Here is a 21,734-nt window from a genome sequence, read left to right on the forward strand (position 1 = left end):
CGCTCTTTGCTGTTGGGTCTTAACCGAATATCATTCCTGAAAAAACTATTATCGGCCCTTCGCCCGGCCGAGGAGGCAGCATGCGTCTTACATGTCCGAATTGCAGCGCGCAGTACGAGGTTCCTGACGAGGTCATCCCCGAGGAAGGCCGCGACGTACAGTGTTCCAACTGCGATCAGACCTGGTTCCAAGCGAAGCACCCTGCCGAAGCCGCAGAGGCACCGGACGAAAAAGCGGAAACCCCTGAACAGGATGACGCATCGCCCGACGTGGTCGACGCTCCGCAGGGCGTTGAACCGGAACCTGTTGAAGAAGCGGTATCCGAAGACAAGCCAGAAATTGATGAACCCGCCGAGCCCACCGGGAATGTCGATCCGTCCGTCGCCAGCATTCTGAGAGAGGAAGCTGCCCGCGAAGCGGAATTGCGGGCGCAGGAAGGCAGCAGCCTCGAAAGCCAGCCCGATCTGGGGCTGGATACGCCGCCAGAACCCAAGGTGCGCCCCAAGCGGCCTTCGGCTTCGGAAACCGCTGTCGATGCCGGGCAGAAAGACGCACTGCCGGATGTCGAAGCCATCAATTCGACCATGCGATCAGATGAGCCGGAAGAGGTCCCGCAGCCACCCCGCAAATCGGGCGGATTCCTACGCGGCTTCGCGTTGATGCTGATCATCGGCGTGGTTCTGTATCTGATCTATGGAAATGCCCAACAGATCAGCGAAGCGGTCCCTCAGGCCGACCCGTTGCTGAGCTCATACGTGTCGCTTGTGGATCAGGCGCGTATCTGGCTTGAGGCACAGGCTGGATCCGGTGCCCAGAACTGAGGTCTAGAACCGCTCCAACAAACGTTTCAGGTATTCCAGCTCGATCTGGGGGCGGTCCGATTCCCCGGTTCTGCGCCGGATTTCATCCAGCAGTTCCCGCGCCCGGCGATACACGTCTTCGCCTTGCAGCAAATTCTCATCTGTTGAAATCGAACCGGCGGCACCCGGGTTTCGGCCCAGCGGATCGCGGTTGTTGGCTTGCATGTCGCCATCCTGCGTTCCCTGACCCGGCTGATTCTGCTGGTTCTGCGCCATCGCCTCACCCAGCGAGCGCATCCCTTCGCGCAGGGCTTCCATCGCCTCGGATTGCCGGTCGATGGCTTCGGCCAGATCATCCCCACGCAGGGCCTGTTCCGCCTCGTCCATGGCGCGCCCGGCCCGATCCAGCGCCTCGCGCGCGGCGTCGCCTTCGGGCGTACCGGCACCGGGCAACCCCTGTTGCTGGCGGCTCAGCTCATCTCTCAGCGCCTGCTGCCGATCCGCAAGTGTGCCTTGACCCTGCTGGCCTTCGCCAGCCTGATCCGAGCCTTCCCCCTGACCGCCCTGACCTTCGTGGCTTTGCCCCCGGCCTTGCCCGCCATTGCGTCCCTCATTGCCCTGGCTTTCACCGGATTGAGCGCCCGGGTTGAACTGTTCCTGCAAATCACGGAAGGCCTGATCGCTCAGACCTTGTTGCTCGCGCAGAGTTTCCGCAAGACCTTCCATGGCCTGCTGACCTTCGGACTGCTGCCCACCGCCCTGGCCCTGAGTCACACGCATGTTTTCCATCATCTGCTGGAACTCTTCCAGCGCCTGCTGGGCTTCAGCCATTCGGCCCTGTTCCATGAGCTCCTGAATGCGGTCCATCATGCGTTGCAGATCATCCTGCGTCATTTGCAGGGACTCGCCGTTCTGGCCCTGCTGACGCTCGCCATCTTCGCCGTTTGGCTGGGCCAACCGTTGCAGTTGTTGGAGGTAATCCTGCGTCGCTTCGCGCAATTCCTGCATCAGTTCCGCGATTTCCTCGTCGCTGGCGCCGTTCTTCATTGCTTCGGTCAGACGTTCCTGCGCGCGCCGCATCCGTTCCAGCGCATCCGCAAGCGTGCCGTCCTCGATCAACACGGCAAGATCCCAGAGGGCCTGGGCGATCTCTGCCTGCTGTTCGGGTTTCAGCCCGTATTGATCAAAGGTCTCTAGCCGCCGCAGCACGACCCTCAGACGCAAATAGGCAGTTTCCGAACGAAACAGATCCTCTGGCAGATGAGATACAGCCCGCAGCAGTTGCGCGATCCGAGGCGCATTGGAACGCGACCACAGCAGATCGCGCCGTTGTTCAATCACCGCTGCGGCCAGCGGATCAAAAAACCGACGGGCCGGAAGGTCGGTCACATAAGGTTCGGAAGACGATTGCTGATCCGCCGCGTCCGTGGCCATCAAAGTAATCCGGACCGGCAAATGCGCCCACGGGTGTTGCGAGAAGTCCTCGATCAGATCTTCTGCAAAATCCGCGCGATCGCCGGTGATCGGCATAGGCAGTTCAACTGCGATCGCTTCGCGTGGCTCGGGCTCTGCTGCCAGACCATAGCGGCGCTCAACGGCAGCCAGATCCAGTTCGATCAAGGCAGAGCCTGCAACCACACCATAGTCATCTCCTGCGACGAATGGCAGCTTCATCTGCCCGCCCGCTTCGGCCTCAGCCGATCCAGCCACGGCTATCTGTGGTGCCGTGTCGTCAATAATCTCAACGGCCCATTCCCGCCCCGCTGGCCCGTCGATGCGCAACTGGCCAGAACGTTCTGCCACGAACTCCTGCTCGGGGTCGGTCGCCGCCTCGGCCCCCAGGGCCGAGCTGTTTTCCGTCAGGCTATGTGCCCCAACCTCACCATACAGCCGCAAGGTAACGCGGCTGCCTTTGGGAACGGCAAGCTCTGCATCCGTTTGGTCCGCAAGATACAGCGTTGGAAGGCCCGTATAGCGCGGGGGTTCGACCCATCCTTCCCAAGTCGGCCCTTGCCCGGCGGCGGCAGTGCCCGGGGCCATGTCCGCCACAGACCCCACGCGCCACAATGAGCCGAAAACCAGCGCCACGACAAAAGCCAGCAACGCCGCGTAGCGCAGTGCATAAGGATCTCGCGATGCCAGCCGAAGATCTGGTTTCACGGCCTCGGCCGTTGCGACCCGTTGCGCCATCCGGTCTTTGTGGGCTTGCCACAGCGCCACGGAATCCCGATCGGCCGCACCGATAGCCTGATCATCCATCAAGGCCTGAATTGGGCGTCCCGGCAAGGTCTCATCCAGCCGCACCAAAACGTCGGCGCGCGAGGGCAACTTGAGACCCCTCAGGCCAAGCACCGCGGCCGTCAACAACAACCCCAGGGACAGCGCGCCAACTGCCCAGACGATTTCCACGGAAACAACATCTTGAAGCCCCAGCATCAATGCCGCAAGCAGAACAAGTGCAATCGAGAATGCCGGCCAGAACGCGCGCAACACCTGTTCAGCCACCATGCCGACATGGGTCAGCCAAACGGACAGGCGCGGAATGGGCAGGTTTGAACGGTCGGACAAGACGGGCCTCCGGGGTTAGGCCCGCGCGGTCATCGCGTCAAAGCCATGAAGGTATGGTATCGCGGTTTATGATTTCGTCAAAGCTTGGTCGTTCACGAATGACTGCAAATTGATCACCATTGACCAGAACCTCGGGGATCAGCGGGCGGGTATTGTACTCGCTAGCCATCACCGCGCCATAGGCACCCGCGCTGCGGAAGGCGATCAGGTCACCCGATTTCAGCGGCGGCATGCTGCGTTGTTTGGCAAAAGTGTCACCGGATTCGCAAACCGGGCCCACGATGTCATAGGCTTGCTGCTCCACGCCTGCCGCCGGTTCCTGCACCGCGACGATATCATGATGCGCCTCATACATCGCCGGGCGGATCAGATCATTCATGGCGCCGTCGACAATCAGGAAATCACGGCCTTCGCCCGACTTCACATAGATCACTTTGCTGACCATCAGCCCCGCATTGCCTGCGATCAGGCGGCCCGGCTCGATCTCGATCTCACAGCCCAGATGGCCCAGTGTTTTCTTGATCAACGCGCCATATTCCACCGGCAGCGGCGGCGCGTCATTCGAGCGGGTATAGGGGATGCCCAATCCACCGCCCAGGTCAAGACGGCGGATGTTGTGGCCTTCAGCCCGCAACTGCTCGGTCAGTTCGGCCACTTTCGTATAGGCCAGCTCGAATGGCTCGAGTTCCGTAAGCTGCGAGCCGATATGGACGTCGATGCCGATCACCTCCAGCCCCGGCAGGCTGGCCGCATGCGCATAGACGTCCGAGGCGCGGGATATCGGAATTCCAAATTTGTTCTCGGACTTGCCGGTCGCGATCTTGGCATGGGTCTTGGCATCCACATCCGGATTCACCCGGACCGTGATCGGAGCAACCACACCTAATTCCAGTGCAACGGCATTGATCACTTCCATCTCGGGCTCGGATTCGACGTTGAACTGACGGATGCCGCCGGTCAGCGCGGTACGAATCTCATCCGCCGTTTTGCCCACGCCAGAGAACACGATCTTGTCGCCCGGAACGCCCGCTGCCTTGGCGCGCAGGTATTCCCCGCCCGAGACCACGTCCATCCCCGCGCCCGCCTGTGCCAGAGTTTTCAGGATCGCCTGATTGCTGGCCGCTTTCATCGCATAGCAGACAAGGTGGTCCGTGCCGTCAAGCGCATCGTCGAACAGCTGGAAATGCCGCAGCAAGGTCGCGGTGGAGTAGACATAGAACGGCGTTCCGACCGCGGCAGCGATTTCGGAGACAGGGACATCCTCGGCGAAAAGCGCGCCGTCGCGGTAGAGAAAATGATCCATGTCTGCGCGCTTAGACCAGAAGATGGCTTCGAATCAATGGATTCCGAACCCATCGACCAAGTTTAATTTCGGGTCGAAACTCCAACCCGGCCATAGCCCGAGATCGAAACTCCGGTGCCCGATTGCTTGGGCTCTGCCGCAGGTTCCGGGCGTCTTGCCGATGTAGGTTCGCAAGCCGTCAAAGCCGCAAATACCAGAATCAGTCCTAGTGTTCTCATTTCAGTATCTTTTCTTTGGATGGCATGCGCACCGACATGCCACCTCACGTTGGTGGATACAAAACCGATGCGCAATATGAAAGTGGCTTAGAATCCCAGGTAAATCCCCAGCGGCCCACGGCTTAGACCTACGCCACCGCCTACATACGCTCCACCAGAGCCAACGCCAACGGTTGCACTGACAGTTGGCTGAGCGGGCGCAGGCTGAACGGGCTCGCCGTCGGCTCCGCATCCGGCCAGCATTAGGCCGGACCCTGCAATCAGAATCGCGCGCAGCTCGGTCATCACACCATTGCCTTCCATCGTTCAACCTGAGCACGCACCTGATCCGGGGCCGTGCCACCATAGGACTGGCGTGAGTTTACAGAATTTTCGACACCAAGGACAGAGTAGACGTCATTTGTGATCTCGGCATGGACCGATTGCATGTCGTCCAGCGTCAGATCGGGCAGGTCGCAGCCCTTCTTCTCGGCCATGGCCACCAGCGATCCGGTAACATGATGCGCGTCACGGAAGGGTAGGCCCAGCACCCGCACCAGCCAGTCGGCCAGATCAGTTGCAGTCGAGAAACCCGAACCCGCCGCAGCGGCCAAGCTGTCGCGATTGGCGGTCATGTCCTTGACCATGCCTTCCATCGCCGCCAGCGCCAGCATCCAGTTGTCGGCGGCGTCAAAGACCTGTTCCTTGTCTTCCTGCATGTCCTTTGAATAGGCCAGCGGCAGGCCCTTCATCACCATCATCAGCGCCGTGTTGGCGCCAAATATCCGACCCACCTTGGCACGGATCAGCTCTGCCGCATCGGGGTTTTTCTTCTGCGGCATGATCGACGAGCCGGTCGAGAACCGGTCGGACAGGGTAACGAAACGGAACTGCGCCGAGGACCAGATCACCAGTTCCTCGGCAAAGCGCGACAGATGCACGGCGCAGATCGAGGCCACCGACAGGAACTCCAGCGCGAAGTCACGATCGCTGACGGCGTCCAGCGAGTTGGCTGCAGGCCGGTCAAAGCCCAGCGCCTGTGCCGTCATGTGGCGGTCGATGGGAAAGGACGTTCCGGCCAGCGCCGCAGCACCCAGTGGCGATTCGTTCATCCGGGCGCGGGCGTCACGAACGCGGGACAGATCACGGCCAAACATCTCGACATAGGCCATCATGTGATGGCCCCATGTCACCGGCTGCGCCGTTTGCAGGTGGGTAAAGCCCGGCATGACCCAATCGGCCCCGGCCTCGGCCTGCGCCAAAAGCGCGCGGATCAGGGCCAGCAAGCCGCTCTCAGCAGCGTCCAGCTGATCGCGCACCCAGAGTTTGAAATCGGTTGCGACCTGGTCATTGCGTGACCGGCCTGTGTGCAAACGGCCTGCGGGCTCTCCGATGATCTCTTTCAGACGGGCCTCGACATTCATGTGGATGTCTTCCAGCGCGGTCGAGAACTGGAACTCTCCGTTCTGGATTTCTGACAAAACGGTGAGCAGCCCTTCCCGAATGGCTTCGGCGTCACTATCACTTATGACGCCTGTGGCTGCCAGCATGGCCGCATGGGCGCGCGAGCCTGCGATGTCCTGGGCTGCCATCCGCTGATCGAACCCGATCGAGGCGTTGATTGCCTCCATGATCGCGTCTGGACCGGCGGCAAAGCGGCCGCCCCACATCTGGTTCGAGGATTGATCGGTCATGTAAGAAAACCCGGAGTTGATATGCGCCTATTTCGTCTGATCCCCCTTTATATGGCCCTTGCGCTGGGTGCAAATGCCGCCTTGGCGACCGATGCCGAGACGCTGGCCCCTCTGCGGGAAGACAGCCTGAAACGTCTGATCCTGCACAAGGAACCGAAACCCGCCAAATCAATCGAATTCCAGCTGGAAGATGACGGCGGCGTCGGCACGCTTGCCGATTATGAGGGCCAATATGTGCTGCTGAATTTCTGGGCCACCTGGTGTGCGCCTTGCCGCAAAGAGATGCCTCAGATCGCTGAGCTTCAGGAAGAGTTCGGCGGCGACAAGTTTCAGGTTCTGACACTGGCCACGGGCCGCAACTCGCCTGCCGGCATCAAGAAGTTCTTTGCAGAGAACGGCATCGCCAACCTGCCTCGTCACCAGGACCCCAGCTCGGCCGCTGCCCGTGAGTTCGGCGTCATCGCCTTGCCGATCACGGTTATCCTGAACCCCGAAGGGCAGGAAATCGCCCGGCTGATCGGCGACGCCGAATGGAACTCGGACAGTGCGAAGGCGATTATCTCGACGCTTGTTGGCGCCGAAAGTTAACGCATTTAGAAAAATTCGCGGAGTTATGGTACCCTCCCACGCATTAAGAGTGGGAGGTTTTTAATGAAACATACGATTTTATTCCTTGCTGTTGCAGGCACATTGGCAATCGCTGGCGCCGCACATGCGGACTACAAACGGATCAAGACCGCAAAGCAGTTCAATTCTGATATTGTTGGGAAAAAGCTGACAGACGAACAAGGCAATGTTTTTGTCGCGAATGCTGATGGCACGATTTCAGCCAAACTCCAAAGTGGGAAAAAGTTCAGCGGAACCTGGGTCTGGAACAAAAAATTCTGGTGCCGAAACGGAGTATTGGACGGCAAGGCACTGGGCACGGATTGTCAGCTTTGGGAAATTGACGGGGCCACTGCCCGAATGACCCGCGAAAAAGGTAAAGGCAAAACAACCATTTATTCGATCAACAACTAAAGGCGTCAGCTCCTTTCAATCTCGTGATATACTGTTCCTGCCCTGCCCGGCAGGGCCGGCATATTTTTTGGAATGGAGGCAATGATGAAACCCGTCGTACTGCTGATCGGACGGTTGCCAAATGTGATCGGTGACGTGGCGCGGCAACTGGATCATCTGCCGATTCAGTGGCTGGGCGCACATGACACGGACGAGGTTCGGAAACAGCTGGATGGCGAGCCCCGGATTGCCTGCGCCATCTTGGGCGCGGGGCTTGACGACACGATCCGAGGTGAAATGGTGGGCATTATTGCCGCCCGCCGCCCAGATATCTGCATCCATCTGAAGGATCGTACATCCGGCCCCGAGGGGCTGGTGCCCTTCGTCGAACGTGTGGTGCAACACGAGATACTGGAACGGCTGGAAAACAGCTGACGCAACGCCACCTTTGACAGAGTTTCAACTCCTTTGCACTCTGCGCTCAGGAGGATGGAATGCCACTTGAAATTCTACTGGCGCTGGTCGTCGGCGGCATAGCTGGTGTCACCCTGTTATTGCATCTCACCGGCAGGTCGCAGCAGGTAAGGCTTACGCCCGACATTGCACGATCACAATGGGCACGTCACTTTCCGGACGATGATGTGGTCGACGTCACGGTTTCCCATGATGGCCACGCCGCGGTGGTGCGCACCAGTTCGGGCAATGGGTTGCTTTGGTCCTTCGGGGCCGACACCGTGGCCCGGCATCTGCTGGACTATGATCTTCTGGATCATCCGGAAGGCTTTGAGATCCTGTTTCACGAATTCTCGGTGCCCAAGACACTCATCCGACTGGACGATTTCGAACGCCATCAATGGCGTGACCTGATGGAGCCCGCATGACAGACCAAATTAGTTTTCCCGATGCGGTACAATGGGCCGTTCCCTTTTTCATCGCAGCGATTCTGGCCGAGTTTCTGTGGATCGCAGTCAAAGGCAAAGGCGGGCGTTATGAAACACGCGATGCGGTGACCTCTTTGATCATGGGGGCCGGAAACATCGCATCGGGCTTTTTGCTGGGCTTTATCGCCTATGCGTTTTTCATGTGGCTGTGGCAGATCACACCGATGAACCTGGGTACGTCAATTCCGGTTATCATCCTGTGCTTTGTCCTGGACGATCTGCGTTACTACTGGGTCCACCGCTTTGGCCATCGCATCCGCTGGGTCTGGGCCAGCCACGTAAACCATCACAGCTCGCAGCACTACAACCTGACGACCGCGCTGCGGCAGACCTGGACCTATACGTTCACTTTCATGATGGTCGTACGCGCCCCGCTGATCCTGCTTGGGTTCCATCCTGCGATGGTTTTGTTCGTCGGTGGCCTCAATCTTATCTATCAGTTCTGGATTCACACCGAGGCCATCGGCAAGATGCCCCGCTGGTTCGAGGCCATAATGAACACGCCCAGTCACCACCGCGCCCATCACGGCCGCAACGCGCGCTATCTGGATTGCAACTATGCCGGGGTGTTCATCATCTGGGACAAGCTGTTCGGCACCTTCGTCCCCGAGCAGGAGGACGACCGGGTGGACTATGGCCTGGTGCACAATATCGGCACTTTCAATCCCCTGCGGGTGGCCTTTCACGAATGGGTGGCCATCTGGCGCGACGCGACCCAGCCGGGTCTGACCCTGAAACAGCGGCTGGCCTACTGCTTTGCCCCACCTGGGTACAGCCATGACGGCAGCCGGGACAGTTCGGAACAGATCAAGGCCAAGCATCTGGCGCGCCACCCGGAAGACCGCGGAACGCCAGGATTTGAGCATCTGGACAAAAAACTGCCCAGCGGACAAGCAGAACAGGCCTGAAACGGCCGGCTGGAACCTGCTTGTGCCTTGAATCTCGGCCGTTGAACGCCATATCAGACGACAGGCGCCATGTATGAGTGAGCGAGGGTCGGTATGAATCGTTTGGCAACCATTTCAACATTTTTCGGCCTGTTCGGCCTGTTGATGGCCATGCTCGCAGCCCTTGGGGGCGCCATTGCAGCCCTGATCGCGTTGGGTTTTGCAATGATGGCCCTAGGTGCGATGGGCGCGATACTTGGAGCGGCAGCTTCTTTGACGCGCGCGTGGCAATCCACCCGCTGAGCCCGCGAGACGGAAATTTTTCCGAACCCTTAACCGCAGATTCATCTCTTTGCCCCGAGACTGTGACCGGACACCTGTCCCGGACACATGGGAATCCGCGCTTATGGGAAACAAAAAACTGGCAAATCTGCCTGAGGGGTCGGACAGCCCGTTGAATGCGGCCGTTTCGACGCGGGATCGTTCGGTTGTGCAGATGGCAACCGATGCCTTGAAGCATAAGCAATGCAAACTGGCTTTTCAGCCGGTGATACAGGCGCACGCCCCGTACCGAGTCGCGTATTACGAAGGGTTCATTCGGGTTCTGGACGAAACCGGCCGCGTCATCCCGGCGCGCGAATTCATGCCTCAGGTCGAAAACACTCCTATCGGCCGCGATCTGGACTGCGTCGCGCTGGAGCTTGGGTTGCGCACATTGGCGAGGAACCCGGAAATACGCCTGTCGATCAACATGTCTGCGCGCTCGATCGGTTATTCCAACTGGTCCAGAATACTGGACAGATTCCTGAAACGAGATGCCGGATTGGGCGAACGCTTGATCCTCGAAATCTCCGAAAGCTCGGCCATGCAGGTGCCTGAGCTGGTTGTCGACTTCATGGACCGCTTGCAGGATCGCGGCATCGCTTTTGCGTTGGATGACTTTGGCGCCAGCAATTTCAGCTTTCGCCATTTTCGCGAGTTTCTGTTCGACGCAGCCAAAATCGATGGACAGTTCGTTCGGGGCATCAGCAACGATCCCGACAACCAGACTTTGGTGCGGGCTCTGATCGCGGTGGCCCGTGAATTTGAAATTCTGGTTACGGCCGAATCGGTTGAAACGCAGGAGGATGCCGCTTTTTTGGTGGCAAGTGGCGTGGATTGCCTGCAAGGATTCTTGTATGGCGCACCCAGTGTCGTGGAACCCTGGAAGCAGGAAAGCAGATCAAAAACAGGAAGTTGATTGTCTGTTCATCGACATTTTCCTACCATTTCCGACACTGAGACAAGCTGCCCGTTGCTGCATGTGCAGCGTTACGCTATTGCAAGGGTACTTGAGCGGGGGATCACGGGGCGCTCTTGTTTCGAAAGGACACCTTTCGACCTGCGCCGTCAGAAATTCCGCTGGCCCATGACGGTAAAGGACTGATCATATGACCAACGTAGTAATCGCATCCGCCGCACGAACAGGTGTTGGCAGCTTCAGTGGTTCGTTTGCGAACACACCTGCCCATGATCTGGGCGCTGCCGTTCTGGAAGCAGTTGTCGAGCGCGCCGGAGTAGAAAAAGGCGAAGTCAGCGAAACCATTATGGGTCAGGTTCTGACTGCCGCCCAAGGCCAGAATCCCGCGCGTCAGGCGCATATCAATGCCGGCCTGCCACAGGAAAGCGCCGCATGGGGCATCAATCAGGTTTGTGGCTCGGGCCTGCGCGCCGTTGCTTTGGGCGCCCAGCATATTCAACTGGGAGACGCGGAAATCGTCGCTGCTGGTGGTCAGGAAAACATGACGCTGTCACCCCACGCCGCCGCACTGCGCGCCGGTCACAAGATGGGCGACATGAAGTATATCGACACGATGATCCGCGATGGCTTGTGGGATGCTTTCAACGGCTATCACATGGGTCAGACTGCCGAGAATGTTGCAGAGAAATGGCAGATTAGCCGCGAGATGCAGGATGAATTCGCCGTTGCTTCGCAGAACAAGGCCGAAGCAGCCCAAAAGGCCGGCAAGTTCGCAGACGAAATCGTGCCCTTCACTATCAAGACCCGCAAGGGCGACATCGTGATGGACAAGGACGAATACATCCGTCATGGCGCAACCATGGAGGCGATGGCCAAACTGCGTCCGGCCTTCATCAAGGACGGTTCGGTCACAGCTGCCAATGCCTCGGGATTGAACGACGGCGCGGCCGCGACGCTGCTGATGTCAGCCGAAAACGCTGAAAAGCGGGGAATCGAACCTCTGGCGCGCATCGCGTCCTATGCGACCGCCGGTCTGGACCCTTCGATCATGGGCGTCGGCCCGATCTACGCATCGCGCAAGGCACTGGAAAAAGCGGGCTGGTCGGTAGACGATCTGGACCTGGTCGAAGCCAACGAAGCCTTTGCCGCGCAGGCTTGCGCGGTTAACAAGGATATGGGCTGGGATCCGTCGATCGTGAACGTAAACGGCGGCGCCATTGCCATCGGCCATCCGATCGGTGCTTCGGGGTGCCGTGTTTTGAACACCCTGTTGTTCGAAATGAAGCGACGCGATGCAAAAAAGGGTCTGGCGACCTTGTGCATCGGCGGTGGCATGGGCGTTGCCCTTTGTGTGGAGCGCGACTAAGCGCTTTGACAATCAAATAGAATTAGGCGCCCAGTGGGCGCCTTTTTTGTTACATTGAGGTTCTAACCCTTGGATGCGACGATATTGCGGCCCGGAAACCGAGATTCAAAACGAAACAATATTGCGCACAGCCATCTCTCAGAGTAACAGCATTACTAAGACGACTAAAATTGAAGGAGTCATAAATGGCACGAACAGCACTCGTAACCGGCGGTTCCCGCGGCATTGGCGCAGCAATTTCCAAGGCGCTAAAAGCCGAAGGATATAACGTTGCGGCCACCTATGCAGGGAACGACGAAGCAGCCGCAAAATTCACCGAAGAAACCGGGATCAAGACCTACAAGTGGAACGTCGCGGATTATGACGAATCCAAAGCGGGCATCGAAAAGGTCGAAGCTGAGGTTGGCCCCATCGATGTGGTCGTCGCCAATGCTGGCATCACCCGCGATGCACCGTTCCACAAAATGACGCCGGATCAGTGGAAAGACGTGATCGACACCAACCTGACTGGCGTGTTCAACACCGTGCACCCCATCTGGCCCGGCATGCGCGAGCGCAAGTTCGGCCGTGTCATCGTCATCAGTTCGATCAACGGTCAGAAAGGCCAGTTCGCTCAGGTGAACTATGCTGCGACCAAGGCGGGTGACCTGGGCATCGTGAAATCCCTGGCGCAGGAAGGCGCGCGGGCGGGGATCACTGCCAACGCGATCTGCCCCGGCTATATCGCAACCGAAATGGTAATGGCAGTGCCTGAGAAGGTGCGCGAGTCCATCATTGGTCAGATCCCAGCCGGCCGCTTGGGTGAGCCGGAGGAAATCGCGCGCTGCGTGGTCTTCCTGGCATCGGACGATTCGCAGTTCATCAACGGTTCGACGATCTCGGCCAACGGTGCGCAGTTCTTCGTCTGATCCAGAGTTGTGAACAAAAAACGGGCCGGTCCTTTTGGGCCGGCCCTTTCCGATCCCGTAAGAACGCGCGCGCTGCGATCAGCGGGAACCGAATATCCATCCCCAAAACTGCCAGACCACCCTGCTGCGCTCTTGGTGGGCACGCAGGATCGCCATCTGGGCGGCGGGATTCGTCGTCATCTCGATCATGGCAGTCTCCTTTTTTCAAATCAGTTTTGTTTGACCTGATGTGAATATGGAGGCTAAAAACAAACACGACAAACGAGCTTTCTTGAGACTTCAGTTAAGTTTTTCTTCACTATGAGTGACTATCTGCCTCCGCTGACCGCGTTGCGTGCTTTTGACGCCGCAGCCCGGCACATGTCTTTTTCGAAGGCGGCGGAAGAGCTGCATGTGACGCCAGCTGCCCTGTCCTTTCAGATCAAGTCGCTTGAAGAACACCTTGGCCGGCCGCTGTTTCGTCGTCTGAACCGCGCCGTAGAACTGACCGAGGCGGGCCGTGCCCTTGCGCCTGGTACGGCAGAAGGGTTTGCCACCTTGCAAGCCGCATGGCGTGCGGTGCGCAGACAGGAAGATGACACAAGCCTGACCGTCACCGCGGGCCCAGCTTTGACCGCCAAGTGGCTGGCGCCGCGGCTTTACGAATTTGCTCGGGCGCATCCCGAGATCGATCTGAAATTCTCGGCCACGCTGCGCAACATGGATCTGGAACGGGACGACGTGGACGTCGCCATCCGCTTCGGGAATTCGGCCGATGACGGGCTGTATTCCGTTCCCGTCAGAAAGGAATGGCTGACCCCTGTAATGACGCCCGAACTTGCGGAACAATTCACCACGCCGGAAAGCCTTGAAGGGGCCCCGCTGATCCATGACGATTCGATCAGCTTTCTGACCCCGCCTTGTGATTGGCCCGCTTGGTTCCGTGCTGTCGGAATGGATTTCACTCCGACCCATGGCGCGCATTTTTCCAATGCAGATCACGCGATTGATGCCGCTGTTGCCGGTGTCGGCGTGGCACTGGGGCGACGCGCCATGATTCTCAAGGACCTGACCGAAGGCCGCTTGGTTGCGCCGTTCAAGGTGGCCCTGGAAACACAAGGCCGGTTCCGGTTTCTGTGCCTGCCGGGGGCTGAAAAGAAACCTCAGATCGCGGCGTTTCGCGATTGGTTCCTGACCGAGATTGAAAAAACCGCGCATATATCGGATGAGTTCAAAATCATACCGATTGAAGAGGTTTCCCGCCCATGACCAAAATGCGCGCAACGGCCATCGGCTTCGTGGCTGTCTTGCTATGGGCCTTGCTGGCGTTGTTCACTGTCGGGTCGGCGCCCACGCCGCCCCTGCTGCTGAACACGATCTGCTTTTCGATTGGTGGAGCGCTTGGGCTTGTCTGGGCGACGGCGACAGGTGGTCTGAGCGATCTAAAGCAAGTCCCCTGGACGACCTACCTGTTTGGCGCATTGGGCCTGTTTGGCTATCACGCGCTGTATTTTTCGGCCCTGCGCATGGCGCCGGCTGCCGAGGCCGGGCTGATCGCATATCTCTGGCCTCTGCTCATTGTGCTTCTGTCAGGCCTGCTTCCGGGTGAACATCTGCGTATCGGCCACCTGATCGGGGCCTGCCTTGGATTCGCAGGGGCCGCTGTCATCATTGCAGGGGGTGGCGGCGCGGGCTTTCAGGCCCAATACCTGCCCGGATACGCATTGGCTTTGCTGTGCGCACTGACATGGTCGGGCTATTCCGTTCTATCACGCAAACTGGAGGGCACGCCGACCAGTTCCGTTGCAATTTTCTGCCTTGCGGCTGCATCGGCTTCGGGTCTGCTTCATCTGGCGGTGGAAGACACTGTACTGCCCGATACGGCACTGGGCTGGGCGTCGGTGCTGGCGCTCGGCCTTGGGCCCGTCGGGCTGGCGTTCTACGTCTGGGACATTGGCGTCAAGCAAGGCGACATCCAAATCCTCGGAACCTCATCCTATGCGGCCCCGTTGCTGTCGACCCTTGCTTTGGTGGTGGCCGGGATCGCGACCCCGTCCTGGGGGCTTGCGATCGCGGCCTTTCTGATCACCGGCGGGGCCTTGATAGCGGCCCGCGCCAGCCTGAAAACTTAAGCGGACAGGCGTTCGATCTCTTCTTTCAGCTTGAGCTTCTGTTTTTTCAACTGAGCAATATGGAGATCATCGATACCTGGCGAGCGTTGGGCTTGTTCCACTTCTAGACCGAGAGATTCGTGCTTTTTCTTCAGTTCCGTCAGATGTGCGCTCACGCTCATTGCGATCCTCCTTGTTTATGTGTCTGTATGTCACGTAAGAATTTGACCACATCGTTTCCACCCTGTCACGCTGCAGACGCACAGAATCTGTAACAAATCCGACAAATTCGGCTGGTCATTGCCGATGGCACAAGTTCCGAGGCAACGGAGCGGCGTGTCGAAGCACGGCTGAGACCGCCTCGGTATAGCTTTCACCGTCTTTTTCGTGGCGCTCACCGGCGTGCAGAATCAAAGGCGCATGGAGGCGAAATGCCGCGCGTCCCCCTTTGCGGGCGCTCAGGATGACCAGTTCGGCCTCGCGGCCCACCCGCGCGCTGAGCGGCAGCACCTCGATTGAACCCAGTTTCCCTTCACAAGCCGTCAGCATATCGGGAAGACGGTCGGCTTTCTGGATCATGTGCAGGAACCCCCGAGGGGCAAGGCGTTTGGCCGCCACGGTGATCCAGTCGATCAGAGGCGTATTTTCACCCAGGGCAATGCTCCGCCCTGCGTCGCTGGCGGGGCTATGCGCCCCAGAACGGTAATAGGGCGGGTTCGCCATAACGTGATCAAAGCGACGCTGTCGGAGGTCATCAGGCAAAGCGTTCAGGTCAGCCTCGATCACGTCCAGATCACAGCCGTTGATTTCAGAATTGCGGCGGGCCAGCTCCGCGTAGGCCGGTTGCAATTCGATCCCAACCATTTGCAGCCCCGGTACCCGCGCGGACAGGCACAGAATGGCAGCCCCCGCGCCACATCCCAGTTCCAGCACGGATTGCCCGGCCTTTGCAGGGACGGATGCGGCAAGCAGAACAGGGTCTACTCCGGCGCGGTAACCTGACGCAGGTTGCAGCAATCGCACACGGCCGCCAAGGAAATCGTTGCACGTCAATTCATTGTCGTCGAAGCGCATCATCGGCCCAGCGGGATCTCGTTGTCGCGCATCACACGCTCGGCCCGGGTCAGGTCTTCGGACCGAACCATCAGTCGACGGGGGAAGATCCCGATACCACCTTCGAGGATGCTCATATTTACGTCCATCTGAAAGCAGTCTATATCCTCGCCCTCAAGGAGAGCGGATGCAAAGGCCAGGATTGTCGGATCGGTACTGCGCAACAGTTCTTTCATGGGGATGGATGTAAGGGCAAGGCGAGGCGAAAGTCGAGCCTTGTATCAGGAGTGTGATGACCGTCGACATGATCTCAAAACCGCATGAGCGTCTGGCTGAAATTCTGGCGGGCGAGATGGAAGCCGTGAACGGGCTGATCCGCACGCGGATGGCGTCGGACCATGCGCCACGCATCCCGGAAGTGACGCGGCATCTGGTCGAAGCCGGTGGAAAACGCCTGCGCCCGATGCTGACATTGGCCGCAGCACGCCTGTTTGGCTATTCCGGCGACCACCACGTGCGCCTTGCTGCGACGGTCGAGTTCATTCACACCGCCACCCTGCTGCATGACGACGTCGTGGATGAAAGCGCACAGCGACGGGGCCGCCCGACCGCCAATCTGCTTTGGGACAACAAATCCAGCGTTCTGGTTGGCGATTACCTGTTTTCACGCAGTTTCCAGCTGATGGTGGAAACGGGCTCGCTGCGTGTTCTGGATATCCTGGCCAATGCCTCTGCAACCATTGCCGAAGGCGAAGTGCTGCAAATGACGGCCGCAACCGATCTGCGCACGGATGAAAACGTTTATCTTCAGGTCGTACGCGGCAAGACGGCTGCATTGTTTTCAGCCGCGACCGAAGTGGGCGGCGTGATCGCAGGTGCCTCGGAAGAGCAGGTCAAAGCGCTTTTCGACTATGGCGATTCACTGGGCATCGCGTTCCAGATTGCCGATGACCTGTTGGATTATCAGGGCGACAGCAAAGCGACCGGGAAGAATGTTGGCGATGACTTCCGTGAACGGAAACTGACCCTGCCCGTCATCAAAGCCGTGGCGCAATCCACGCCGGAAGAACGCGCCTTCTGGGAGCGCACGATCGAAAAGGGCCGCCAACAGGATGGGGATCTGGATCAGGCGCTGGGTCTGATGAACAAATACGCCACGCTGGAAGAAACCCGGCAAGACGCTTTGGGCTGGGCCAACAAAGCCAAGGCGTCGCTGGAGGTACTGCCGGATCATGAGATTCGCAGCCTGTTGCGCGAATTGGCCGATTACGTGGTTTCACGTCTCAATTGAGCTGCGTGGCGCGGCACCACCAATCAGGATGGGCTGCGCCGATCTCATAGGCCGCGAAATGCGCGTCTTTCATCGTCGGATAGAGCGCAAAACAGGTTGATCCTGACCCTGACATGCGCACCACGAGCGCGCGATTGGTCATCGTCAACTCGTCCAAAACCTGTTCGATCTCAGGTGCGACGTTCATGGCGGGCACTTGCAGATCGTTGCGTTGATTGCGCAGCCACTGGGCGCACTCATCGGCACTTTCAAACTCAGGTGTGCTTTCAGGCATTGGCGGGTTGTCTCTGGACGCCAGCGCGTTGAAAACGGGACCGGTGGGCACCTGTACATTCGGGTTGACCAAAAGGGCGGGCAGGTGCGGAAGGTTCACCGCCGTCAAACGATCGCCAATGCCCTGCATTCTGATCGCCCGACCTTCCAGGCAGACGGGGACATCCGCCCCCAATGACAACGGCAGGCCCTGCGGGAGGTCGTGGCCCTGATCTGCCAGGGCCCCAAGCGTGGCCGCAGCATCAGACGACCCTCCGCCAATGCCCGCCCCATGGGGCAGGGACTTGGTCAGTTGAATATGACCGGTCCAGCCGACAGCTTCTGCCGCCTTCCAGACCAGATTTCGGCTGTCCGTGGGGACTCCGTCGGCAAACTCGCCGCGCACATCCATGGACAATTCGGGACCGGGGGTGAATGTCAGCCGATCACCCAGATCGGCGAATACAACCAGCGAATCCAACAGGTGATAGCCATCGTCTCGACGGCCAGTCACATGAAGGGTCAGGTTGATCTTGGCGGGCGCAAACGCCTTAATTTCCATTGGCGACTTTCAATGGCTCCGAACCTTCTTCGGCCAGAACGGCATCCAGCCCGACTTCGATCTTGCGCCGGATTCGATCCGGATCGGCTTCGCCGTCCGTGTCTTCCGGGTCGATAAAGGACAAGGCGCGGCTCCACTGAAACTCGGCCTCGCGCGCGCGCCCGACAGCCCAATAGACGTCACCCAGGTGATCGTTGACCACCGGATCCACCGGCATCAGCTCAACCGCACGTTCCATGTGTTCGACGGCCTCATCGTAACGCCCCAGACGGAAAAGTACCCAGCCCAGACTGTCCACGATATAGCCACTGTCCGGACGCGCAGCTACTGCGCGCTCGATCATATCCAGTGCTTCATCCAGCTTTTCTTTGCGCTCAACCAGCGAATACCCCAGGTAATTCAGAACCTGAGGCTGATCCGGGTTTAGTTCCAGCGCCCGACGGAAATCGGCTTCGGCCTGGTCCCATTGCTTCAGCCTTTCATGACTGATTCCGCGAGCATAATGCAGGAACCAATTCCCACCCGCCGCGCTATCCGTCAGCGCGATCGCAGTGTCATAAGAGGCCACGGCAGCTGCATAGTTTTCCTGTCGGCGCTGCAAGTCTGCCAAAGCGACATGCACACCCGGAAAATCAGGGTCTTGCGCAGCCAGGTTCTGCAACACCTCGACGGCCGCATCGGTTTTTCCCGAACGGTCCAGAACTTCGGCGCGGCCCAATTCGGCCGCATGGTGATCGTTGCTGTCCGCCGGGACCAGGCGGTATGCCTCAACCGCCAGATCATATTGCTGCAAGTTGTCCAGCAGATCCGCGCTCAGCAAAATGGCATCCACATGATCGGGGCGCAGAAAACTGGCCAAGCGTGCGTACAGCAGAACGTAATCGGCCGAAGCTTCGCTGTTCAATGCGGCACTGACGGTGAAAAAAATCTCGGCCATGCCGTCCTGAGCGGATCGGACATGGGTGAACGGCAGTGTTTCACCCGCCGCCAACTGCCTCAAATACGCCTCGATGGTCGGGTCACTGCCCGCTACAAACACATCGTCCAGAAACTGAATGGCGTCTGCGTTGCGATCCAGCTGCGACAGAATCTCGGTGCGGGCCAAAGCAGCACGACGAGAGAACCGGGCAACCGTTCCATCATTATCCGCAAGTATCGCCTCTGCGCCTTCGAAATCACCGATAGACGCCAATGCCATCGCCTTGTGGTAAAGCGCGAATTCCCTGAGGCCATCCTGTGTAGCGACAGAATCGAACTGTTCCATCGCCTTGGTCATCTCACCCTGCCCCAGATGGGCCCAGGCGATCATCAGGCCGTCAACAAGGGGGCCAACTCCCTGCGTTTCAGGGTCCCGGGCCAGCAGGTCGTCAAATTTCCCATCGGCGATCAGATTGGCCGAAATCACCATACGCGCTGCCTGGCTGGGCAAGTTTGCCTCCTCGATCTGCTGGGCGATCGGCAGCGCGCGCGCCACTTCCCCCAAAGCGATGCGTGCAACGACAACGCTTTCCTGCAACAGCGCATTTTGGGGATCAAACCTGAGGGCCTGAGCGTAATATCTTTCAGCGGCAGAATAGTCGTTTTCGTAAATCGCCTGCCGCCCGGCCAGATAAGACCCGGCACCCGTTTCCGAAAAGGCCGGAAGCGCGACCGACGACATGAACAGCACGGACAAAGCCGCGCGACGAACCAGGGAAAACACCGAAATCCTGCCTTGCTATCGTTGACTGAGGGGTAAGCTAGGGCTTCGGCAGGCAAGAGGCAATGGCAGAGCCTTCACAGCGCCGCCATTGCCCGTTTTTTGCTTACATGTTCGGATAGTTTGGACCGTCGCCGCCCTGCGGTGTGGTCCAGGTGATGTTCTGGCTGGGATCCTTGATGTCGCAGGTTTTGCAGTGAACGCAGTTCTGGAAGTTGATGACGAATCGCGGGCCGCCCTCATCCTCGACCACTTCATACACGCCCGCCGGGCAATACCGCTGCGCCGGCTCATCGTATTTGGGCAGGTTGACCTTCACGGGTATCTCGGGATCGGCCAGACGCAGATGGCAGGGCTGGCTTTCCTCGTGGTTTGTCGCTGCGAACGAGACATTCGTCAGACGATCGAAGGACAGCGTTCCATCCGGCTTTGGGTAATCGATTGGCTGGTGCTTGCTGGCATCCTCGGTCGATTCAGCGTCGTTCTTGCCATGGCCCAACGTGCCGAAAAGCGAAAAGCCAAACGTGTTGGTCCACATGTCCAGACCACCCAACATCAGGCTGGCGGTCAGACCCCATTTCGACCACATCGGTTTGACATTACGAACCTTCTTCAGGTCGGAGCCAATCGCGCCATTGCGAACTTCGGTCTCGTAAGCCGTCAGCTCATCGCCCGAACGCTCGGCCTTGATCGCTTCGAAAGCAGCCTCGGCCGCAGCTTTGCCCGACAGCATCGCGTTGTGGTTGCCTTTGATGCGCGGCACGTTGACCATGCCCGCCGAACAGCCCAACAGCGCCACGCCCGGCGCGACCAGTTTCGGCATCGACTGATAGCCGCCTTCCGTAATCGCACGGGCGCCGTAAGCGACCCGCTTGCCGCCTTTCAGCAGATCAGCCACCATCGGATGGTGCTTGAAACGCTGGAACTCCATATAGGGGTACAGATGCGGGTTCTTATAGTTCAGGTGAACCACGAAACCGACGTAAACCTGATTGTTCTCAAGGTGATAGATGAAGGATCCGCCGCCTGCGTTGCTGCCCAAAGGCCAGCCCATCGTGTGCGTCACGCTGCCTTCCTTGTGCTTGGCAGGGTCGATCTCCCAGATCTCTTTCATGCCGACACCATATTTCTGCGGCTCTTTGCCGGCAGACAGGTCGTATTTGGCGATCACTTCCTTGGACAGCGACCCGCGCACTCCTTCTGACAAGAAGACATATTTGCCGTGCAACTCCATCCCTGGTTCGGTGTTGGGGCCATAGGAACCGTCTGCCTCAAGGCCAAAAACGCCTGCTACCACGCCTTTGACTTCGCCATTGTCGCCATAGACCATTTCCGAGCACGCCATGCCCGGAAAAATCTCGACACCCAGTTCTTCGGCCTGTTCCGCCATCCAGCGGCACACATTGCCCATCGAGACGATGTAGTTGCCGTGGTTGTGCATCAGCGGCGGCATCGGGAAGTTCGGGATACGGACCTGGCCTGCTTCTCCCAGCATGTAGAACTTGTCGTCCTTCACGGGCACATTCAGCGGCGCGCCTTTTTCCTTCCAGTCCGGGATCAGCGCGTCCAGACCACAGGGATCTAGAACCGCGCCCGACAGGATATGCGCGCCAACCTCAGACCCTTTTTCCAGAACGACAACGTTCAGGTCGGCATCCAGCTGTTTCAGACGGATGGCCGCCGACAGGCCTGCAGGACCTGCACCCACGATCACCACATCGTATTCCATCGCTTCGCGTTCAATCTCGGCCATCGCGGGCTCCCTAGCTAACTTTCCGAATTGGCGCTGTCACCGCATGATCTGCGCAATTTTGTTTCACGGCTGATTACATGGTCGGAAAGACATTGGTCAATCGAAACACGGCGTAACAAGGGCGCTATTCG

24 protein-coding genes are annotated in these 21,734 nt (G+C 58.9%); 13 read left to right on the forward strand and 11 right to left on the reverse strand.

What is annotated here, in order from left to right; all coding sequences use genetic code 11:
• The first annotated feature begins 80 nt into the window (after positions 1–80).
• Positions 81–821, forward strand: a complete 741-nt coding sequence (locus GOW31_RS15225; RefSeq protein WP_171171177.1) for a zinc-ribbon domain-containing protein — start codon at positions 81–83, stop codon at positions 819–821.
• Between the two features lie 3 nt (positions 822–824).
• On the opposite strand, the gene GOW31_RS15230 is transcribed toward GOW31_RS15225, so the two are convergent.
• The 5 genes from GOW31_RS15230 to argH all read right to left on the reverse strand — a co-directional run bounded on the left by GOW31_RS15230 (position 825) and on the right by argH (position 6,562).
• Complete coding sequence (locus GOW31_RS15230; protein ID WP_371808356.1) at positions 825–3,368, reverse strand: TIGR02302 family protein; 2,544 nt, start codon at positions 3,366–3,368, stop codon at positions 825–827.
• Positions 3,369–3,405: 37 nt separating this feature from the next.
• Entirely contained in the window at positions 3,406–4,671 is a 1,266-nt protein-coding gene (lysA, locus tag GOW31_RS15235) for a diaminopimelate decarboxylase (RefSeq protein WP_171119712.1), read from the reverse strand.
• A 62-nt stretch (positions 4,672–4,733) separates the two neighbouring features.
• A complete protein-coding gene (locus GOW31_RS15240; RefSeq protein ID WP_171119713.1) occupies positions 4,734–4,889 on the reverse strand; it encodes a hypothetical protein in 156 nt (51 codons plus the stop codon).
• Between the two features lie 87 nt (positions 4,890–4,976).
• Positions 4,977–5,174 carry a hypothetical protein gene (locus GOW31_RS15245; RefSeq protein WP_171119714.1) on the reverse strand — a complete coding sequence of 66 codons (198 nt, stop codon included), beginning with the start codon at positions 5,172–5,174 and terminating at the stop codon, positions 4,977–4,979.
• Positions 5,174–6,562, reverse strand: a complete 1,389-nt coding sequence (argH, locus tag GOW31_RS15250) for an argininosuccinate lyase (protein WP_171119715.1) — start codon at positions 6,560–6,562, stop codon at positions 5,174–5,176. Before argH ends, GOW31_RS15245 begins: the two co-directional genes overlap by 1 nt.
• 21 nt (positions 6,563–6,583) lie before the next feature.
• Here argH and GOW31_RS15255 point away from each other — a divergent pair, with 21 nt between their 5' ends.
• The 11 genes from GOW31_RS15255 to GOW31_RS15305 all read left to right on the forward strand — a co-directional run bounded on the left by GOW31_RS15255 (position 6,584) and on the right by GOW31_RS15305 (position 15,014).
• Entirely contained in the window at positions 6,584–7,150 is a 567-nt protein-coding gene (locus GOW31_RS15255; RefSeq protein ID WP_171171179.1) for a TlpA disulfide reductase family protein, read from the forward strand.
• Positions 7,151–7,213: 63 nt separating this feature from the next.
• Entirely contained in the window at positions 7,214–7,582 is a 369-nt protein-coding gene (locus GOW31_RS15260; protein WP_171119717.1) for a hypothetical protein, read from the forward strand.
• 84 nt (positions 7,583–7,666) lie between these two features.
• On the forward strand, positions 7,667–7,996 hold the full coding sequence (locus tag GOW31_RS15265) for a hypothetical protein (RefSeq protein ID WP_171171181.1): 330 nt from the start codon (positions 7,667–7,669) through the stop codon (positions 7,994–7,996).
• Between the two features lie 59 nt (positions 7,997–8,055).
• Entirely contained in the window at positions 8,056–8,442 is a 387-nt protein-coding gene (locus tag GOW31_RS15270) for a hypothetical protein (RefSeq protein ID WP_171171182.1), read from the forward strand.
• The gene (locus tag GOW31_RS15275) at positions 8,439–9,410 is read left to right on the forward strand and encodes a sterol desaturase family protein (protein ID WP_152456808.1); all 972 of its coding nucleotides are present in this window, start codon (positions 8,439–8,441) and stop codon (positions 9,408–9,410) included. Before GOW31_RS15270 ends, GOW31_RS15275 begins: the two co-directional genes overlap by 4 nt.
• A gap of 93 nt (positions 9,411–9,503) precedes the next feature.
• The gene (locus GOW31_RS15280; protein ID WP_171171185.1) at positions 9,504–9,692 is read left to right on the forward strand and encodes a hypothetical protein; all 189 of its coding nucleotides are present in this window, start codon (positions 9,504–9,506) and stop codon (positions 9,690–9,692) included.
• A gap of 103 nt (positions 9,693–9,795) precedes the next feature.
• Positions 9,796–10,629, forward strand: a complete 834-nt coding sequence (locus GOW31_RS15285) for an EAL domain-containing protein (protein WP_171171187.1) — start codon at positions 9,796–9,798, stop codon at positions 10,627–10,629.
• 190 nt (positions 10,630–10,819) lie between these two features.
• Positions 10,820–11,995: an acetyl-CoA C-acetyltransferase gene (locus GOW31_RS15290; protein WP_171171189.1), complete on the forward strand. Its 1,176-nt coding sequence runs from the start codon at positions 10,820–10,822 to the stop codon at positions 11,993–11,995.
• A gap of 185 nt (positions 11,996–12,180) precedes the next feature.
• Positions 12,181–12,903: an acetoacetyl-CoA reductase gene (gene phbB / locus GOW31_RS15295; protein ID WP_152456804.1), complete on the forward strand. Its 723-nt coding sequence runs from the start codon at positions 12,181–12,183 to the stop codon at positions 12,901–12,903.
• Between the two features lie 300 nt (positions 12,904–13,203).
• A complete protein-coding gene (locus GOW31_RS15300; RefSeq protein WP_171171191.1) occupies positions 13,204–14,151 on the forward strand; it encodes a transcriptional regulator GcvA in 948 nt (315 codons plus the stop codon).
• Positions 14,148–15,014, forward strand: a complete 867-nt coding sequence (locus tag GOW31_RS15305) for a DMT family transporter (RefSeq protein ID WP_171119723.1) — start codon at positions 14,148–14,150, stop codon at positions 15,012–15,014. The genes GOW31_RS15300 and GOW31_RS15305 overlap by 4 nt, the downstream gene beginning before the upstream one ends.
• Here GOW31_RS15305 and GOW31_RS15310 read toward each other — a convergent pair.
• The 3 genes from GOW31_RS15310 to GOW31_RS15320 all read right to left on the reverse strand — a co-directional run bounded on the left by GOW31_RS15310 (position 15,011) and on the right by GOW31_RS15320 (position 16,282).
• A complete protein-coding gene (locus GOW31_RS15310) occupies positions 15,011–15,175 on the reverse strand; it encodes a YdcH family protein (protein WP_083445267.1) in 165 nt (54 codons plus the stop codon). The two genes, GOW31_RS15305 and GOW31_RS15310, sit on opposite strands and share 4 nt — an antisense overlap.
• Positions 15,176–15,290: 115 nt before the next feature.
• Positions 15,291–16,070, reverse strand: coding sequence for a tRNA1(Val) (adenine(37)-N6)-methyltransferase (locus tag GOW31_RS15315; RefSeq protein WP_171171193.1), 780 nt, complete (start codon positions 16,068–16,070; stop codon positions 15,291–15,293).
• Positions 16,067–16,282: a DUF2007 domain-containing protein gene (locus GOW31_RS15320; protein WP_152456800.1), complete on the reverse strand. Its 216-nt coding sequence runs from the start codon at positions 16,280–16,282 to the stop codon at positions 16,067–16,069. Before GOW31_RS15320 ends, GOW31_RS15315 begins: the two co-directional genes overlap by 4 nt.
• Before the next feature lie 56 nt (positions 16,283–16,338).
• Between GOW31_RS15320 and GOW31_RS15325 the strand changes: the two genes are divergently transcribed.
• Positions 16,339–17,337: a polyprenyl synthetase family protein gene (locus GOW31_RS15325; protein ID WP_171171195.1), complete on the forward strand. Its 999-nt coding sequence runs from the start codon at positions 16,339–16,341 to the stop codon at positions 17,335–17,337.
• Here GOW31_RS15325 and GOW31_RS15330 read toward each other — a convergent pair.
• The 3 genes from GOW31_RS15330 to GOW31_RS15340 all read right to left on the reverse strand — a co-directional run bounded on the left by GOW31_RS15330 (position 17,330) and on the right by GOW31_RS15340 (position 21,603).
• Positions 17,330–18,151: a 4-(cytidine 5'-diphospho)-2-C-methyl-D-erythritol kinase gene (locus GOW31_RS15330; protein WP_171171197.1), complete on the reverse strand. Its 822-nt coding sequence runs from the start codon at positions 18,149–18,151 to the stop codon at positions 17,330–17,332. The genes GOW31_RS15325 and GOW31_RS15330 overlap by 8 nt on opposite strands.
• Positions 18,141–19,811: a tetratricopeptide repeat protein gene (locus GOW31_RS15335; RefSeq protein WP_171171352.1), complete on the reverse strand. Its 1,671-nt coding sequence runs from the start codon at positions 19,809–19,811 to the stop codon at positions 18,141–18,143. The genes GOW31_RS15330 and GOW31_RS15335 overlap by 11 nt, the downstream gene beginning before the upstream one ends.
• 145 nt (positions 19,812–19,956) lie before the next feature.
• Positions 19,957–21,603, reverse strand: coding sequence for an electron transfer flavoprotein-ubiquinone oxidoreductase (locus tag GOW31_RS15340; RefSeq protein WP_152456797.1), 1,647 nt, complete (start codon positions 21,601–21,603; stop codon positions 19,957–19,959).
• Positions 21,604–21,734: the final 131 nt, after the last annotated feature.

The organism is Ruegeria sp. HKCCA0370 (assembly GCF_013033705.1).
In the GTDB taxonomy this organism is placed as follows: Bacteria; Pseudomonadota; Alphaproteobacteria; order Rhodobacterales; family Rhodobacteraceae; genus Ruegeria.

Excerpts from the sequence above, each read along its gene's own strand:
- GOW31_RS15340 (WP_152456797.1), bottom strand. The coding sequence starts at position 21,603 with ATGGCCGAGATTGAACGCGAAGCGATGGAATACGATGTGGTGATCGTG.
- lysA (WP_171119712.1), bottom strand. The coding sequence starts at position 4,671 with ATGGATCATTTTCTCTACCGCGACGGCGCGCTTTTCGCCGAGGATGTC.
- GOW31_RS15225 (WP_171171177.1), top strand. The coding sequence starts at position 81 with ATGCGTCTTACATGTCCGAATTGCAGCGCGCAGTACGAGGTTCCTGAC.
- GOW31_RS15290 (WP_171171189.1), top strand. The coding sequence starts at position 10,820 with ATGACCAACGTAGTAATCGCATCCGCCGCACGAACAGGTGTTGGCAGC.
- GOW31_RS15325 (WP_171171195.1), top strand. The coding sequence starts at position 16,339 with ATGACCGTCGACATGATCTCAAAACCGCATGAGCGTCTGGCTGAAATT.
- argH (WP_171119715.1), bottom strand. The coding sequence starts at position 6,562 with ATGACCGATCAATCCTCGAACCAGATGTGGGGCGGCCGCTTTGCCGCC.
- GOW31_RS15320 (WP_152456800.1), bottom strand. The coding sequence starts at position 16,282 with ATGAAAGAACTGTTGCGCAGTACCGATCCGACAATCCTGGCCTTTGCA.
- GOW31_RS15260 (WP_171119717.1), top strand. The coding sequence starts at position 7,214 with ATGAAACATACGATTTTATTCCTTGCTGTTGCAGGCACATTGGCAATC.
- GOW31_RS15335 (WP_171171352.1), bottom strand. The coding sequence starts at position 19,811 with ATGTCGTCGGTCGCGCTTCCGGCCTTTTCGGAAACGGGTGCCGGGTCT.
- GOW31_RS15305 (WP_171119723.1), top strand. The coding sequence starts at position 14,148 with ATGACCAAAATGCGCGCAACGGCCATCGGCTTCGTGGCTGTCTTGCTA.
- GOW31_RS15255 (WP_171171179.1), top strand. The coding sequence starts at position 6,584 with ATGCGCCTATTTCGTCTGATCCCCCTTTATATGGCCCTTGCGCTGGGT.
- GOW31_RS15280 (WP_171171185.1), top strand. The coding sequence starts at position 9,504 with ATGAATCGTTTGGCAACCATTTCAACATTTTTCGGCCTGTTCGGCCTG.
- phbB (WP_152456804.1), top strand. The coding sequence starts at position 12,181 with ATGGCACGAACAGCACTCGTAACCGGCGGTTCCCGCGGCATTGGCGCA.
- GOW31_RS15310 (WP_083445267.1), bottom strand. The coding sequence starts at position 15,175 with ATGAGCGTGAGCGCACATCTGACGGAACTGAAGAAAAAGCACGAATCT.
- GOW31_RS15285 (WP_171171187.1), top strand. The coding sequence starts at position 9,796 with ATGGGAAACAAAAAACTGGCAAATCTGCCTGAGGGGTCGGACAGCCCG.
- GOW31_RS15330 (WP_171171197.1), bottom strand. The coding sequence starts at position 18,151 with ATGGAAATTAAGGCGTTTGCGCCCGCCAAGATCAACCTGACCCTTCAT.
- GOW31_RS15315 (WP_171171193.1), bottom strand. The coding sequence starts at position 16,070 with ATGATGCGCTTCGACGACAATGAATTGACGTGCAACGATTTCCTTGGC.
- GOW31_RS15270 (WP_171171182.1), top strand. The coding sequence starts at position 8,056 with ATGCCACTTGAAATTCTACTGGCGCTGGTCGTCGGCGGCATAGCTGGT.
- GOW31_RS15275 (WP_152456808.1), top strand. The coding sequence starts at position 8,439 with ATGACAGACCAAATTAGTTTTCCCGATGCGGTACAATGGGCCGTTCCC.
- GOW31_RS15245 (WP_171119714.1), bottom strand. The coding sequence starts at position 5,174 with ATGACCGAGCTGCGCGCGATTCTGATTGCAGGGTCCGGCCTAATGCTG.
- GOW31_RS15265 (WP_171171181.1), top strand. The coding sequence starts at position 7,667 with ATGAAACCCGTCGTACTGCTGATCGGACGGTTGCCAAATGTGATCGGT.
- GOW31_RS15240 (WP_171119713.1), bottom strand. The coding sequence starts at position 4,889 with ATGAGAACACTAGGACTGATTCTGGTATTTGCGGCTTTGACGGCTTGC.
- GOW31_RS15300 (WP_171171191.1), top strand. The coding sequence starts at position 13,204 with ATGAGTGACTATCTGCCTCCGCTGACCGCGTTGCGTGCTTTTGACGCC.